The sequence below is a fragment of the Vreelandella xerophytica genome, from assembly GCF_968048975.1.
The window spans coordinates 1492678-1508457 of the sequence record NZ_OZ309106.1 but is presented as its reverse complement, the minus strand read 5'-3'; the positions used below and the strand labels follow the sequence as shown (position 1 = coordinate 1508457).

At 59.2% G+C, this 15780-nt stretch carries 15 protein-coding genes; 3 read left to right on the top strand and 12 right to left on the bottom strand.

Annotation, left to right across the window (positions count from 1 at the left end; genetic code table 11):
- Nucleotides 1-113: 113 nt before the first annotated feature.
- Nucleotides 114-1304: an amino acid aminotransferase gene (locus tag ACWF8S_RS07165; protein WP_447556166.1), complete on the top strand. Its 1191-nt coding sequence runs from the start codon at nucleotides 114-116 to the stop codon at nucleotides 1302-1304.
- A gap of 123 nt (nucleotides 1305-1427) precedes the next feature.
- The gene (locus tag ACWF8S_RS07160) at nucleotides 1428-2909 is read left to right on the top strand and encodes an NCS2 family permease (RefSeq protein ID WP_447556165.1); all 1482 of its coding nucleotides are present in this window, start codon (nucleotides 1428-1430) and stop codon (nucleotides 2907-2909) included.
- Here ACWF8S_RS07160 and ACWF8S_RS07155 read toward each other — a convergent pair.
- The 3 genes from ACWF8S_RS07155 to ACWF8S_RS07145 all read right to left on the bottom strand — a co-directional run bounded on the left by ACWF8S_RS07155 (nucleotide 2906) and on the right by ACWF8S_RS07145 (nucleotide 5554).
- Nucleotides 2906-4195 carry an MATE family efflux transporter gene (locus ACWF8S_RS07155; protein ID WP_447556563.1) on the bottom strand — a complete coding sequence of 430 codons (1290 nt, stop codon included), beginning with the start codon at nucleotides 4193-4195 and terminating at the stop codon, nucleotides 2906-2908. The two genes, ACWF8S_RS07160 and ACWF8S_RS07155, sit on opposite strands and share 4 nt — an antisense overlap.
- 146 nt (nucleotides 4196-4341) lie before the next feature.
- Nucleotides 4342-4926, bottom strand: coding sequence for a YceI family protein (locus tag ACWF8S_RS07150; RefSeq protein ID WP_447556163.1), 585 nt, complete (start codon nucleotides 4924-4926; stop codon nucleotides 4342-4344).
- A gap of 70 nt (nucleotides 4927-4996) precedes the next feature.
- Nucleotides 4997-5554: a cytochrome b gene (locus ACWF8S_RS07145; RefSeq protein ID WP_447556162.1), complete on the bottom strand. Its 558-nt coding sequence runs from the start codon at nucleotides 5552-5554 to the stop codon at nucleotides 4997-4999.
- Between the two features lie 478 nt (nucleotides 5555-6032).
- Between ACWF8S_RS07145 and ACWF8S_RS07140 the strand changes: the two genes are divergently transcribed.
- Nucleotides 6033-6302 carry a hypothetical protein gene (locus ACWF8S_RS07140; protein ID WP_447556161.1) on the top strand — a complete coding sequence of 90 codons (270 nt, stop codon included), beginning with the start codon at nucleotides 6033-6035 and terminating at the stop codon, nucleotides 6300-6302.
- 109 nt (nucleotides 6303-6411) lie between these two features.
- On the opposite strand, the gene ACWF8S_RS07135 is transcribed toward ACWF8S_RS07140, so the two are convergent.
- The 9 genes from ACWF8S_RS07135 to ACWF8S_RS07095 all read right to left on the bottom strand — a co-directional run bounded on the left by ACWF8S_RS07135 (nucleotide 6412) and on the right by ACWF8S_RS07095 (nucleotide 15776).
- Entirely contained in the window at nucleotides 6412-7608 is a 1197-nt protein-coding gene (locus tag ACWF8S_RS07135; RefSeq protein WP_447556159.1) for an O-succinylhomoserine sulfhydrylase, read from the bottom strand.
- Between the two features lie 30 nt (nucleotides 7609-7638).
- Entirely contained in the window at nucleotides 7639-9159 is a 1521-nt protein-coding gene (gene purF, locus ACWF8S_RS07130) for an amidophosphoribosyltransferase (RefSeq protein ID WP_447556158.1), read from the bottom strand.
- Nucleotides 9160-9261: 102 nt separating this feature from the next.
- On the bottom strand, nucleotides 9262-9861 hold the full coding sequence (locus tag ACWF8S_RS07125; RefSeq protein WP_447556157.1) for a CvpA family protein: 600 nt from the start codon (nucleotides 9859-9861) through the stop codon (nucleotides 9262-9264).
- Between the two features lie 2 nt (nucleotides 9862-9863).
- Complete coding sequence (locus ACWF8S_RS07120) at nucleotides 9864-10532, bottom strand: SPOR domain-containing protein (protein ID WP_447556155.1); 669 nt, start codon at nucleotides 10530-10532, stop codon at nucleotides 9864-9866.
- 72 nt (nucleotides 10533-10604) lie between these two features.
- Nucleotides 10605-11894, bottom strand: a complete 1290-nt coding sequence (gene folC, locus ACWF8S_RS07115) for a bifunctional tetrahydrofolate synthase/dihydrofolate synthase (protein ID WP_447556154.1) — start codon at nucleotides 11892-11894, stop codon at nucleotides 10605-10607.
- Nucleotides 11887-12894, bottom strand: coding sequence for an acetyl-CoA carboxylase, carboxyltransferase subunit beta (accD, locus tag ACWF8S_RS07110; RefSeq protein ID WP_447556153.1), 1008 nt, complete (start codon nucleotides 12892-12894; stop codon nucleotides 11887-11889). Before accD ends, folC begins: the two co-directional genes overlap by 8 nt.
- Nucleotides 12895-12982: 88 nt before the next feature.
- Complete coding sequence (trpA, locus tag ACWF8S_RS07105) at nucleotides 12983-13786, bottom strand: tryptophan synthase subunit alpha (protein WP_447556152.1); 804 nt, start codon at nucleotides 13784-13786, stop codon at nucleotides 12983-12985.
- Between the two features lie 37 nt (nucleotides 13787-13823).
- Nucleotides 13824-15011, bottom strand: a complete 1188-nt coding sequence (trpB, locus tag ACWF8S_RS07100) for a tryptophan synthase subunit beta (RefSeq protein WP_447556151.1) — start codon at nucleotides 15009-15011, stop codon at nucleotides 13824-13826.
- A 135-nt stretch (nucleotides 15012-15146) separates the two neighbouring features.
- Complete coding sequence (locus tag ACWF8S_RS07095; protein WP_447556150.1) at nucleotides 15147-15776, bottom strand: phosphoribosylanthranilate isomerase; 630 nt, start codon at nucleotides 15774-15776, stop codon at nucleotides 15147-15149.
- Nucleotides 15777-15780 lie beyond the last annotated feature (4 nt).

The window sequence follows — 15780 nt, the reverse complement described above, 5'->3', positions numbered from 1 at the left end:
TTGCTATATTTAGCAATTCCCGGGCTGCTGCTGTGGCAGTTCGCTGAGCACGGTGGCATCATTAAGTGCTGCAATATCTTTTTTTGTTATCGCTTAACGAGGTAGTCAACTAAATGTTCGAGCATATTGAGCGGGTCCCGGGAGATGCCATTCTTGGACTGATCGAAGCTTTCAAAAAAGACACCAATCCGCAGAAAGTGGACTTGGGCGTAGGTGTTTACCGCGATTCCAAAGGCAATACGCCGGTAATGCGCGCCGTCAAGGAAGCAGAGGCTCGTCTGCTCGACAACGAAACCACCAAGACCTATATCGGTTCTCACGGTGCTCCGGACTACGGCAAGGCCGTACTGCCGATCGTGCTCGGCGAAGGCTCGAAAGTACTGAGCGATAACCGGGCCAGCGCCACCCAGTCTCCCGGCGGTACCGGCGCACTGCGCCTGGCGGCGGATTTCATCGCCGGACAGATGCCGGATAAAGGTATCTGGGTAAGCGACCCGACCTGGCCGAATCATCACGGCATTTTCACCGCGGCAGGCATCGAGCTGCATAAATACCCCTACGTCGATCCGGACAACCGCCTGGATTTCGACGGTATGGTGGCCGCGCTCAACAAGATTCCCGAAGGCGATGTCGTCGTGCTTCACGCTTGCTGTCACAACCCGACCGGCTTTGACCTTTCCAAGGCGCAGTGGCAGGAAGTACTCGAGATCCTCAAGGAACGCAAGCTGCTGCCGCTGGTGGATTTTGCCTACCAGGGGTTCGGTGAAGGCCTGGACGAGGACGCTTATGGTGTCCGGCTGCTGGCGGAAAACCTCGACGAGGTGATGATCACCAGCTCCTGCTCGAAGAATTTCGGCATCTACTGCGAACGTACGGGATGCTTGATCATGGTGGCGAAAAACGCAGAGCAGATGGAAAACGTTCGCTCGCAAATCGCCATTGTCGCTCGCGAGAACTACTCCAACCCGCCCGCGCACGGTGGTGCCATCGTCAGCGAGATTCTTCTGGACCCCGAGCTCAAGGCGATGTGGCATGACGAGCTGACCGAAATGCGCGACCGTATCAATACGTTGCGTCGCGAGTTTGTCGAAGCGCTCAAGCCTTACGGGTTGAATGAAAAGTACGCCTGTGTAGCCGGGCAGCGCGGCATGTTCTCTTACACCGGCTTGACCCCCGCCCAGGTCGACCGTCTGCGCGACGAGTTCGGCATCTACATGGTGCGCTCAGGCAGAGCCAACGTGGCAGGCTTTTCTCGGGAGAATCTGCCCTATCTCGCCAAGGCGATCGCCGCCGTCAACGAGTAATCCGGCATCTTCCAAGCGCCCAGGCCTCTTGCCTGGGCGCTTTTGTTTCCACTCCTTGAAATTTGACCGATCAGTCAAACCACCGGGCTTTCGTGTTCCGGTGGTACAACCTCGAGACTCTCAATGGCGGCCAACAGCAATTACTACCCCTGGTACAAGAAAGAAGATACCGATGCCTTTTTTGCGCTTTTTCAAAACAATATCGCCAACTTCGTCATCATCGCCATCACGATGCTGGGCATGGGCTTTTCCGCCGAGATTGTCTACGGGCAGGTGCTACCCGGTGCCGCGGTAGCCGTGATGGTGGGTAACTTCTACTATGCCTGGAGCGCTGCGCGTCTGGCGCGCAAAGAGCAGCGCAGTGACGTTACCGCGCTCTCCTACGGTATTTCCACGCCGGTGATGTTCGTCTTTCTGTTTGGCGTACTGCTGCCTGCCAAGCAACTGACCGGGGATGCCGAGCTTGCCTGGAAGGTGGCGGTCGCCGCCTGCTTTATCAGTGGCGCCATCGAAGCGCTGGTGAGCCTGGTGGGCCGCTTCGTTCAACACCACCTGCCGCGCGCCGCCATGCTGGGGGCCGTCGCCGGCGTTGCGCTCACTTTCATCGCCGGAGAGATGCTGTTCAAGACACTGGAGATGCCGGTCATCGGTTTGCTGGTACTGGGCATTACCATCGTGGGGCTGGTGGCACGGGTCAGCATGCCCTTCAAACTGCCGACGTCCTTGTTCGCCATCGTGCTGGGCACGGCCATGGCTTATCTGATTGGAGATGCCGGCAGCGAGCGCTTCAGCGACGCTTTCACGCACCTGGGATTTTATCCGCTGCTCCCCAACAGCGCCTGGTGGGAAGGGCTGGGGCTTTTGTTCACCGGTATGCTCGCCGTTTTGACCGTCGTACTCCCCATCACGCTCTATAACGCGATCGAAACGATGAACAACGTTGAGGCAATGGAAGCCGCTGGCGACAAGTACGATGTGCGCGAATGTCAGGCCGTGGACGGCGCGGGCACCATGATCGGCGCGCTGTTCGGGGGCGTATTCCCCACTACCGTGTATATCGCCACCGTGGGCGCCAAGTGGATGGGGGCAGGCCGTGGCTACAGCATCATGAACGGTGCAGTCTACGGTCTTGCCACGATGCTTGGGCTTATCGCCGCACTTGCCGCGATTATCCCGGTTTCAGTAGTGGCGCCTATCCTGGTGTTTGTGGGCATTTCCATGATCGCCACTGCCTTTCAGGCCAACGATACTCGCTATTATCCCGCCGTGGCCCTGGCCATGCTGCCCTACTTCGCCAACTACGTGATGACGCGTTTCAACCGGGGCGCGGGTGACGTGGTCAGTGACATTTCATCGGCCATCGTGGTCATGGGCCAGGGGGCGATGTTCATGGCCATTTTCCTTGGCGCGATGACGGTCTGTGCCATCGACCATCAGTTTCGCAAGGCATCCGCCTTTGCGCTGATCGCCGCCGGGTTCTCCTTCGTGGGCTTGATGCACGCGCCAAAGCTTGCTCTGAACGCCGCGCCGCAGTTTGTCATGGGCTATCTGGCCATGGCGCTGTTGTTCCTGTACTTCTCTTTTCAGAAGACGACGCCCCGCTAGTCGAGGGCCTCTTTCGCCTGCCGGTGCGGGCGAGATAGAATACGCCGCAGTACATACCAGGCGGCAAGCCCCGCCATGACGTTGCCCATCGCCGCACCGGCGGCAAGTCCTGACCAGCCGAACAGTCCCGCACCCAGCCAAAGGCAAGGCAGGTAAAACAGAAACAGCCGAGCGCTGGATAACAGCATGGCGCGAAGCGGCCAGCCCAGCGCATTACCGGCTGAAACTACCAGCATGCAGACGCCGAGTGCGGCATAACTGGGCAGCAGAAAACGAATCAAGAGCGACAGCGCCTGTTGCACCTCGGCGCTGCCCGCCAGCACCATGGCAACCCATGGCGCGCCAAGGGCCAGGACAACGCCGAGTGCCAGCTGCCAGACCACGGCTACCTTCAGCGCCAGGCGCATGAGCTGGTGGATCTGCCCCCAGTCCCCCGCCCCGTAACAGCGGCCAAGCCAAGGCGGCAGGGACATGGTCATGGCCAGTATGACCATCAACGACACCGTTTCAAGCCGATTGGCCAACCCCCAGGCCGCCACCTGCACATCGCCAAGCCCCGCCACTGCAGTGATGGCAAGCATCGCCGCCAGCGGAGGCATCAACTGGCTGATCATGGCAGGGCCGGCAATACCGACGAACCCGCGCCACGAGCAACACATCTCCTCGAAGACGCCCTCGAGCACCAGCCAGCGCCGACGGAAAAGCTTTTGTCCGATGACGAGCAGGCCGACGCTGAACGCGATGGCGGTAGCCCAGGCGGCGCCAGGCAGACCAAGCCCTTCCCAACTGCCTGCACCGAAGATCAAGAGCGGGTCCAGCGCCAGGTTGACCACGCTGCTGAGCACCATCATCTTGCCGGGCATGCGGGTATCGCCATGGGCACGAAACAGGCTGTAGATGAAGTATAAAAGCGCCCCGAGCCAGGCCGAGAAAAGCTGCGGCGCCCAGTAGCGACGAATATAGTCAAGCGCGGCATCATCAGCGCCCAGCAGCGAAAAGATGGGTACCTGAAAGAGCCAAAGTGCCACGACCAGCACACCGATGACACCACCGCCGGCCATCAATACCAGACTTCCCAGACGCTTCGCCCGGTCGTCCTCGCCCGCCCCCAGCGCCCGGGAGATCAGCGCAGCGATCGCGATACCCATCCCCACCTGGACGCCGATGATCAGAAAAGAGAGCGGAAAGGTAAACGACTGAGCAGCCAGAGGCGCGGTTCCCAGACGGGCGATGAAGGCGCTGTCCACCAGCTGAAACCCCAGAAGCGCCAGAACGCCGATCGCCATCGGCCAGGTTTGGCGCCAGAGAGTGATCGCAAGAGTGTGTTGCCTGAAAACCGCCAATTTAAAACTCCCCATTGAGAATCATTCGCCGCTCATGCAAAAGCGCCACCACCCCGAGCGGGGTGATGGCGCTTTTTAACACGCCGATATTACTGGCGGATACCTTCGAAAATGACGTAAAGCTCAAGCTCCTGCATTTCTTCACTGAACTCGCTCATGTCGATGCCGTAATCGTTCAGCGCAATCGTAGTGCTTCCTTCAAAACCAGCGCGGTAATTGCCCCAGGGGTCTTCGCCCTGACCGATCAGGGTAACCGGCATTTCGAGTTCGCGCGTTTCGCCGTGTACCGTGAAGTCGCCGGTAATCACGCCTTCGTTGTCACCAGTGGATTCGAACCCGGTCGAGGTGAAGGTAGCGGTCGGGTACTCGCTGGCATTAAGAAAATCTTCGCTGAGAATGTGACGATCACGCTCGGCGTGGTTGGTGTGAAGACTGTCGATCTGAACCTCCATCTCGATGGAAGAAGCATCCAGGTCGCCCTCGTCATAGGTAAACTCACCTGAGAACTCTTCGAAGCTGCCCAGAATGTAGGACATGCCCAGATGGCTGATCTTGAACTGTACGAAGGCGTGCTGGCCTTCCGTGTCGATCATGTAATCGGCGGCCTGGGTCTGGCTTAAAGGTACCAGGGCGGCGGCGGCAATCGCACTTGCGAACAGGCTTTTCTTCAACATTCGAACAACTCCTCTCTTTCCTTGGAAGACACCAGGGCATCTATCAAAACGCCTTGGTATATGAAAACCGTCATGTCAGCTTGTGACCGTGAGCCGGGTTGATCATGCGCACCAACGTTTTATGGCGACCTACAAAGTGATGTTTGAAGGCAGCGAGGGCATGGCCTGCGGCAATCACCAGCAGGGTGAGTGCGCTGTACCAGTGAATATCGCCTGCAAGGCTTGCCTGGTTCGGCAGCCCCGCCACCAGGGCGGGCATGTCAAACCAACCGAAGACACTGATGCTCCGGCCATTAGCGGTGGAGATCAGATAACCGCTCAGCATCACCAGAAACAGCAACATGTAAAGTGCAATATGACCAGTGTGGGCGGCGATGCGCTCGAACCGGCTGCCCTCCCCGTGGGGAGCGGGCTGACATAAACGCCAGACGATGCGTGCACAGGTTGCAAGCAAAAGTAGAACGCCGATCGAGCGATGGATCCACGGTCCTTGGTTGTACCAGGCATCATAGTAACCCAGCCCGGTCATCCACCACCCCAACATGAAAAGGCCCACAATGGTTAAAGCGCTGAGCCAATGAAACGAGATACTCACAAGGCCCCAGCCGCTTCGCGTATTACGCCACATTCCATTTCCCTCGCCTTGCTCGATAAAGGCTCGACGCTTGACATGCGTACAGCAATACCGCGCCAGCTAATTAAATATAATTATCAACTGCTTTCCGGAAGATCATAGCGGGTTGGCGGCAAAACTACCGCTGAAAAAAGCAGGACAGTTCGTTCGTAAAAACCATTGATTAACCCGCTAACAGAAAAGTCCTCTGCGGGCATTGCAAGGGTTATGCATAGGACTGTGCATACGATCGACGGATTCGCTGAACCTCAGTTTTCCATCGTGGTTAACCGCCTATCAACCAAAGTAGAATAGCCAACTTGTCAATATATTGCAGGGCGGTTAAACGAACAAATTAATAGAATGGTCTAGTCGCTTTTTACCAATTTTTATTTTGTTTTTTCGATATTAATATGGCCGCACGCTTCAAGACACCCCGGCGGAAACATCTTCTTTATCAGGGACCGCCAGCAACTAGAATGAGTACGCCACCATGAAAAAACTGACTACTGCCGTCGCCGTTACGTTTGCCCTTGTATCTGGTGCTGCCTTTGCTGAACGCGGTTCTGCCGAGCTGAACGAGGTCGACCAGCCCAGCTCCTCGAGCGAACAACAGATTGACGAAGGCCGCGATGCGTCCGTCGAGAATCTACGCACCAAGAACGGTTCAAACGGCGCGATGATCAACCATCCTGAATCCAGCGCACAGTCGCATGGCACCGACCATAACGGCTCGCGCGACCTGACCGTTCGCAACCGTTGAGCGCTAAATCTCCAATGTTTCGCTCGACACAAAAAACCCCACCTTGGTGGGGTTTTTCGTAACTGACAAAAGCCATGGCCTCACAATCGAACGCGCTTGGCCTGCTCGTCTATTTGGCGAGTGCATCCAGCCCTCTTGCCAGGTCCTGGCGAATATCCTCCTGGCTTTCCAGGCCAACGGCAATGCGAATCAACCCCGGTGCAATACCGGCAGCCTCGCGCTGCGCATCGCTCAGCCTGCCATGGGTCGTGGTGCCAGGATGGGTGATGGTCGTTTTGACATCCCCCAGATTTCCGGTAATCGACAGTAGGCGCGTTGCGTCAATTACCTGCCAGGCACCCTCCTGTCCATTGATGACCTCGACGCCCAATACCGCGCCAAACCCGCGCTGCTGCGCTTTGGCAAGCGCGTGCTGGGGGTGGGTTTCAAGGCCGCTGTAGTGAACGCGGATCACCGCCGGGTGCTGCTCGAGCCATTCGGCCAACGCCTGGGCGTTCTCTCCATGAGCTTTCATGCGAAGCGAGAGCGTTTCGAGCCCCTTGGTGAAAATCCAGGCGTTGAAGGGGCTCATGCAGGGCCCGCAGGTGCGCACCACGCCGAAGATCTCTTCCAGCAGATCATGACGCCCGACCACGGCGCCGCCGATGGCGCGCCCCTGCCCATCCAGGTATTTGGTGGCGGAATGAATCACCAGATCCGCTCCCAGCGCGATGGGCTGTTGAAGTGCGGGTGTCAAAAAGCAGTTATCGATGGCCAGCAGTACCTGGTGCTTCTTGGCGAGTGCGGCCAGGGCCTGAATATCGGCCACTTCTGAAAGCGGATTGGACGGCGTTTCGGCAAACAGCAGCCGGGTGTTCGGCCCGATGGCATCTTCCCAGGCCGCCAGGTCCGAGAGCTCAACATAGCGGGTAGTAATACCCAACTTGCCCAGATACTTATCGAACAAGCTGACCGTCGAGCCAAACAGCGAGCGCGAAGCGACGATTTCATCGCCCTGGGATAGCAGCGCAAGTGCAGTGGACAGGATCGCCGACATGCCGGAGCTCGTCGCCACGCAGCGCTCACCTCCTTCGAGGGCAGCCAGCCGACGCTCGAAGGTATGCACGGTGGGATTGGTGAAACGCGAGTAGACGTTGCCGGGCTCTTTTCCGCCGAACTTGCGCGCCGCCTCGGCGGCGCTTTCATACACGAAGCTCGAAGTAGGAAAAATGGGTTCGGCGTGCTCCTGCTCAAACGTGCGGTGGTGGCCGGCGCGAATGGCAAGGGTTTCTAACGACCATGTGGGGAGTTCGTTGTCATCCTGCATGAGTAGACCTTATGAGCGTCAGTTGGCGAATTAGTCGTCTAAGTCGTCGTCTTGGTTATGCATGTCCACCAGCGCGTGGCCCCCCGCGCCCTGGTCCTTGGCCGCATCGTTTCGACTGGCCTCGAGCACGGCCAGGTACGCCTCGTCGATATCCCCGGTCACGTAGTTACCGTCGAATACCGAGCAGTCGAACTCCTGCATGTCCGGGTTCACTTCGCGACAGGCGGCTTTCAGATCTTCAAGGTCCTGATAGAAGATGCGATCGGCGCCGATCATCTCGCCGACTTCCGCTTCGGTGCGCCCGTGAGCGATCAGCTCGGAGGCGACCGGCATATCGATGCCATATACGTTGGGGTAGCGCACCGGTGGCGCCGCGGAAGCGAAGTAGACATTACGAGCGCCGGCGTCCCGGGCCATCTGGATGATCTGTTTACAGGTGGTGCCGCGAACAATGGAGTCATCCACCAGCAGCACGTTCTTGCCTCGAAACTCGACATCGATCGCGTTGAGTTTCTGGCGTACCGATTTCTTGCGCTGGGTCTGGCCCGGCATGATGAAGGTACGTCCGATGTAGCGGTTCTTCATGAACCCTTCCCGGTAGGTCACACCCAGATGCTGAGCCATCTCCAGCGCCGAGGTACGCGAGGTATCGGGAATGGGAATGACCACGTCGATATCGTGATCGGGCCATTCGTTCATGATGCGATCGCCCAGCTTGCGGCCCATCTGCATGCGCGTGCCGTACACGTAGGCGCCATCGAGCAGTGAATCCGGGCGGGCGAGATAGACGTGCTCGAAGATGCACGAATAAAGCTCCGGACGGTCAGCGCAGACCTGGGTATGGTAGTTGCCCTGCATGTCCACGAAGATCGCCTCACCCGGGCCCAGATCACGCTCAAGCTCGAAACCGCCCACATCGAGAGCCACGGACTCCGAGGCAATCATCACCTCTTGGCTGTCGCCCTCCTGGCGTGTGCCGAATACCACCGGGCGAATGCCGTGCGGATCACGAAACGCGACCATGCCGAAACCATTGATGATGGCCACGGCCGCATAGCCACCCTTGCAGCGACGGTGCACCCGGCGTACCGCATCAAAAATGTCCTCGGCGGTAAGGTGGAGCCCCTGCTTGCCCAGCTCATGGGCAAAGACATTCAGCAGCACCTCAGAATCGGAGCTTGTATTGATATGACGAAGATCCGTCGAGAACAGCTCCTGTTTCAACTGCTCGGAATTGGTCAGGTTGCCATTATGAGCCAGCGCGATCCCGTAAGGGGAATTGACGTAGAAGGGCTGTGACTCGGCTTCGCTTGAAGAACCAGCGGTGGGATAGCGCACATGACCGATTCCCAGGTGCCCCTTCAGGCGCGCCATATGGCGGGTATGAAACACGTCGCGCACCAGGCCGTTGCTCTTGCGCAGTAAAAAGCGTCCCTCGCTCCAAGTCATCATGCCCGCGGCATCCTGCCCCCGGTGCTGAAGTACGGTCAGAGCGTCGTAGATACCCTGATTTACCGCCTGCTTGGCCAGAAGGCCCACAATACCGCACATTCCAGTTACCTCGCTTTGTGCCGTGGCTTACCGGGGGTAAGCCCGAACATTTCGATCTCAAGACGTTGCATGCCCTGGCCAACCCCGTATCGGTTTACCGGTTCAGGGGGTTGATTCGCGCGGGGCTGTATTTAAGGAGTCATTAAAAAAGCCGTTTGACACGCCTCCCGAACGAAGCTCGGGCAGGCTGATATCGCGAAGCGACTCAGGTGCTCTGGGAAGCTCACGCTCCCATTGGTTAAGCTGGCTGACCGCCCAGTCTCTTAGTTCGATAAAGGTGGGGCGAAGGCTCGCCTGCTGCCAGGCCTGGAGATCCGTCAGCGGCGTCAGGGTAATCAACACCGTGGCGATCAGCAGGATCACCACGCCACGAGCAACCCCGAAGGCCGCGCCGGCAAAGCGGTTGAGAAGCCCCATGCCAACCCAGACGATAGCGGCGTGCACCAGACGAATCACCATGCCACACAGTAAGATGACCGCGAATATGACTAGTGCAAAGGCCACGACCAGGCGGGCGTCGTAGCTATCGATGAATCCGCTTAAAAGCTCGGCGACCGGGTCGGCAAGCAACCGGGCCACCATGAGCGCAACCACCCAGGCCGTCAACCCCAGCGCTTCGCGTACAAAGCCGCGCATGAACCCGGCCAGCATGGAAAGCGCCAGTACTGCCAGAAACAGCGCATCGATCCAGGTGAGCGCCATGGTCAGTCTCGTACCCGGACCAACAGCCCCTGGACATTGGCTCGTTGCTTGATCAGCGCCATGGCGGACTCCCCTTCCTCGGAAGTGGCGTAGGGGCCCACATAGACCGATGTAAGGTTGTTGTCCCGAGCGCGCCTGAAGGCGCTGAACCCTTCACTTGAAAGCTGCTCGCTCAGGCGCTGGGCGTTGGATACATCGCCGAAGCTACCGACCTGTACCGCCCATTCGCCTTGTTCAGCGGTGGCCGGCGCACTGGCGTTTGGCGCTGCACTCGTGGAAGACGTATTGGATATGGCCGCATTGGACGCAACTATATCGGCAATCGGGTCCTGCTGTGCCGGGCCTTGCGGTGCGCCCTGGCTTGCAGCACCGGGTGTCGAGGCGGCCTGGCCAGTTCGTGGCTCGGCGGGTTCGACATTGACCGGATCCGCAAGTGCCCCGTCTGCCGGGGCTTGATCAGGCGCACTGGATGGCAAGGCAGTGATGCTTGAAGGCATTTCCGGTTCGGGCACATTCTGGCGCGTGACATTGACCGGCTGCTCGATCACGAAGGTGGGCTGGGGCCGCTCCTCACGAGGCGCCGGATCACTCATCAGCCACGGCACGAAAATCGCCAGCAAGGCGAGCAGAATCACGATCCCGCTGATGCGCTCCGTTTTACCGTATTTCATATCCCTCTCCTTAAAGCATCGGGGCAAGCTGAAGGCACCATGCTTGATACAGCATGAAAGTGACCGAAAGCGCTAGGCTTGCGGCAGCGAGTGCTCCAAAAGCGCAGCAACGGTCTTGAACGAACCCATGGCAAGCACGCGGTCATTCGCGCTCAGCTGTTTTTCAATTATCCCCACGCCTTCCACGGGCGAATCGGCCAGGGCGTGAACCGCGCCCCCCTTCGCCCGAATGCGCTCGGCCAGATCAGAAGCGCTACGCCCGCGCTCGCCCTCGAGGCTGACACAGACCCAGTCGGTGATTCGTGTCTTCAAAGCCTCGATAACCCCGTCGGCATCCTTGTCGTTCAACATGCCGATCAATGCCCACTGGCGTCCCCCTGCCGGAGGTGTGGGTAGCCGACCGGCCACATAACGAGCAGCATGGGGGTTATGGCCTACATCCAGGCACCACTGTCCTATCCACTGCATACGCCCCGCAACGATCAGCCCGCGAAACGCTTCGTTGCAAAGCGGGGCATCAAAGGAAACCCCCACCAGCGCCAGTGCCTGCAGCGCCGTGGCGGCGTTGTCGATCGGCAAGCCCGGATCCACCAGCGCGTCCAGCGATACCGTATCGCCCTCTTCGGTCAAGCCATGCCAGCACCAGGGTGTGGCCCGCTCGTTATTGGTACGGGTGCCGGCGCTGTGCTTGAACCCCACGCCCAGGGCATAGATGGTCGACGCCATGGCGATCGCGGTATCGGGAACGCTCACCGGCATCATCTGGCTTCCCAGCACCGCCGGTTTCAAGGGGCGAAAGATCCCCGATTTCTCGCGTCCGATCTGCTCGATATCGGTGCCCAGATAGTCGGCGTGATCCAACGCCACCGTGGTAACCACGCTGACATCTGACTCGACGATATTGACTGCATCGAGTCGGCCGCCCAGTCCCACTTCCAGAAGCGCTAGATCCAATTCCTCCTGGGAAAGACACCAAAGCGCACAGAGCGTTCCCGCCTCGAAGTAGGTCAGACTGACTTCCGGTGCCTGAAGGCGAGCCTTTTCGACTCGCTCGAAACCTTCAATCAGCTGCTCGTCGCTCGCCTGTTGCCCCTGTATGGTCACACGCTCGTTGTAGACGACCAGGTGAGGCGAGGTGTACGTGCCTGCACGCAAGCCATGCGCCCGGGCCAAGGCATCCATCATGGCAAGGGTCGACCCCTTGCCGTTGGTGCCCGCCACCATGATGATGCGCTGGGCCACGGGGCGCTCGAAAAGCCCCATGCGTTTCGCCACCTCTGACACCCGGTCAAGCCCCATGTCGATGCCGACGGGGTGCAGCGTTTCAAGATGGGTGAGCCAGTCGGCTAATGAGTTAGGCATTGCGGCTGGATTCATCGCTCGTTGCACTGGGGGAAGTACCCGGGCCATGGGCCTCGGCGGCATCACTCAGTGGCTCTTCGTTTACCATGGGTTCAGTGATCTGAGCATCCGCCGTCTGTTCCAGCACCTCTTCAGCGGGCCTGACGCTTTGGTGCGTCAGCTTGCGCAGTACACCGCCCACCCGCGTACGCATGTCGTGGCGATGAACGATCATGTCCACCGTGCCGTGTTCAAGCAGGAATTCGCTGCGCTGGAAGCCTTCCGGAAGCGTCTCCCGAACGGTCTGCTCGATGACGCGGGGTCCGGCAAAGCCGATCAGCGCATTGGGCTCGGCGATATTGAGATCGCCCAGCATGGCGAGCGAGGCGGATACGCCCCCGAACACCGGATCCGTGAGGATCGAGATATAAGGAACTCCCGCCTGCTTGAGCTTTTCAAGCGCCGCGGAGGTCTTCGCCATCTGCATCAGCGAGAACAGCGCTTCCTGCATCCGCGCTCCGCCGGAGGCGCCAAAGCAGACGAGCGGAACCTGTTCCTGCAAGGCAACAGTGGCGGCGCGCACGAATTTCTCGCCGACCACCGCCCCCATCGAGCCTCCCATGAAGGTGAACTCGAAGGAGACCGCGACAATGGGCAGACCATCGAGCTGACCCCGCATGGCGATCAGCGCATCCTTTTCGCCCGTCTCTTTCTGAGCGGCGGCCAAGCGATCTTTATACTTCTTGGAGTCTCTGAATTTGAGCCGGTCGACGGGCTCGAGATCAGCAGCGATCTCTTCACGCCCTTCTTTATCCAGAAACCAGTCAAGCCGCTTGCGCGCGGTCAGCCTTAGATGGTGATCGCACTTGGGGCAAACGCTTTGATGTTTCTCAAGCTCCGGCAGGTAAAGCACCGCCTCGCACTTGGGACATTTACGCCAAAGACCGTCGGGCACGCTGGCACGACGGTCCTTACGCTGGATACGCCCCATAGAGGGTACGATTTTATCTAACCAGCTCATATCAAAAAGGCTTCCGTATACGTCAACGCCCGGCCTTGCCAGGCTGTGAGTGTCATCGATCAAATCAGTGTAGCCGATGAAGGCTCGATCAAGCGTCCATCGCGGTGCGCATCTCTGCCAGCACGCTTCTAAGCTCGCCAGCGATCACTTCCGGGGTGTCGGCGTTGTCCGCGATACGATTGACCAGCGCACTGCCCACGATCACCCCGTCGGCCACCTTGGACACCTCGGCGGCGGTCACGCCATCGCGAATGCCAAAACCCACGCAGAGCGGCAGATCCGTCATCTCGCGTAAGGGAGCAAGATGCTCGGCCACGTCCTGCGCGTTGAGGGTGGCGGCCCCGGTGACACCTTTGAGCGACACGTAGTAAAGATACCCTTCACCATGGGCGCATATTGTAGCGGCTCGAGCGTTGGAAGTGGTAGGCGCAACCAGGAAAATTGCTGCCAAATCACGCTCTTTTAACAGCGGACCGAACTCGTCGGCCTCTTCAGGGGGCATATCCACCACCAGTACGCCGTCCACGCCTACGCTTGCCGCCTTATCGGCGAAGTGCGCGTAGCCGATACGCTCGATGGGGTTCAAGTAGCCCATCAAGACTACGGGGGTTGTGGTATCGCTTTGGCGGAATTCGGCCACCATGTCGAGAAGATCCACCAGGCGGGTACCTTTTGAAAGCGCACGCTCGCAGGCTTTCTGGATGACCGGGCCATCGGCCATGGGATCGGAAAACGGCACGCCCAGCTCGATGATATCGGCACCGGCATCCACCAGGGCGTGCATGAAACCCACCGTATGCTCGGGGCCGGGGTCGCCGGCGGTGATATAGGGAATCAGGGCCTTGCGGCCCTGCTTTTTAAGTTCGTTGAAGCGCTGATCGATACGGTTCATGCTTACCCTTAAGCTTGGAGTTCTTGATTGAAGGCGGTTAAAACTCGAGACCATCGATGTTTGCCACGGTCATGATGTCTTTATCGCCCCGGCCCGAGAGGTTGACCACGATATGCTGATCGGGTCGCATGGTCGGCGCCAGCACCTTGGCATGAGCCAGCGCGTGAGCAGACTCGAGCGCCGGCATGATGCCCTCCATATGGGTAAGCTCGCGAAATGCTTCCAGCACTTCCTTGTCGTTGGCGGCAACGTAGCTGACGCGCCCCACGTCTTTCCAGAGCGAGTGCTCCGGCCCTACGCCGGGATAGTCGAGCCCGGCAGAAATCGAATGGGTATTTGACACCTGCCCTGCTTCATCGGACATCAGGTAGGTGCGGTTGCCGTGAAGCACCCCGCGCGGCGCGTTGGAGGACAGCGGCGCTGCGTGACGACCGGTTTCGACACCGTCACCTCCGGCCTCGACGCCATACATGGCAACGCCTTCATCCTCGATGAAGGGGTAGAAAAGGCCGATGGCGTTGGAGCCGCCGCCGACACAGGCCACCAGGGCATCAGGCAACCGACCGATCTGCTCGAGCGACTGCTGGCGTGCCTCACGCCCGGCCACGGCATTGAAGTCGCGCACCAGTTGCGGATATGGATGGGGGCCTGCCACGGTGCCGATAATATAGAAGGTGTCATCGACGTTGGTGACCCAGTCCCTGAGCGCCTCGTTCATGGCGTCTTTCAGGGTGCGCGTGCCGGACTCGACGGGAATCACCCGGGCGCCGAGTAGATGCATCCGGTAAACGTTGAGCTTCTGGCGCTCCACGTCATGCGCCCCCATGTAAATATCGCATTCAAGCCCCAGGCGAGCAGCAACCGTGGCCGTGGCCACGCCGTGTTGGCCGGCCCCGGTTTCAGCGATAACCCGGGGCTTTCCGCTCTTTTTCGCCAGCAGCGCCTGACCGATCGTGTTGTTGACCTTGTGAGCCCCGGTATGATTGAGGTCTTCACGCTTCAACCAGATCTGCGCGCCTCCCAACGACTCGGACCAGCGTTTGGCATGATAAAGCGGCGATGGGCGACCGACGTAGTGGGCCAGGTCATGATCGAATTCCGCCTGAAAGTCGGGATCCTCACGCAGGCTTGCGTAGGTCTTCTCCAGATCGTCCAACGCAAAGCTCAGGGTTTCCGACACGAACCGACCGCCGTAGGGGCCGTAATGACCGCGCGCATCCGGCATGTTGGTCAGGTCGCTGAACCTGCTCTTTACGGTTTCAGTATCACCAGTTGCTGAGACAGTCACAAAGGCACCTCACAAGATCGCCAGAACAGGCAAACGATGAATGAATTTACATATGAACGAATGGGCTTCGTCTTAGCAGGATGCCCTGGCATCGGCCAGCGCTACCTGGCTAACGAAGGCGCGCATCGCGTCTTGATTCTTGACGCCGGGCGAGGCCTCGATACCGCCGGATACATCCAGTGCATAGGGCACGACGCAAGCCACCGCCTCGCCTGCATTGCACGCCGTCAATCCACCCGCGAGAATAACAGGTTTTGCAAGCACTGAGGGGATTCTCGACCAATCGAACGTTTCGCCGGTTCCCCCTGGAACCCCCGGGCGGTAAGCATCCAGCAAGAGCGCCTGGGCGCCCTGGTAGTCTGTCGCCGCCCGATGCAGATCCATTCCTTCACGCATGCGAAGCGCCTTGATCCAGGGAGTGGCAAACTGTTCGCAGAACGCCGGCGACTCATCGCCATGAAACTGTAGGAGATCCAGATGCGGCAGGCAGCGTTCGATGAAATCCGGGCTCTGGTTGACGAAAAGCCCTACCCGGGTCACAAAGGCTGGCACGGCCTGGCTCAACGCCGCGAGTTGATCAGGTGTCATCGCGCGCTTGCTGTCGGGCCACATCACAAAGCCCAGCGCATCGACGCCGAGCGCGACGGCCTGTTCGATGTCCTCGATTCGAGTGAGACCACAAAACTTGATTCGCGTGCGCATGGTG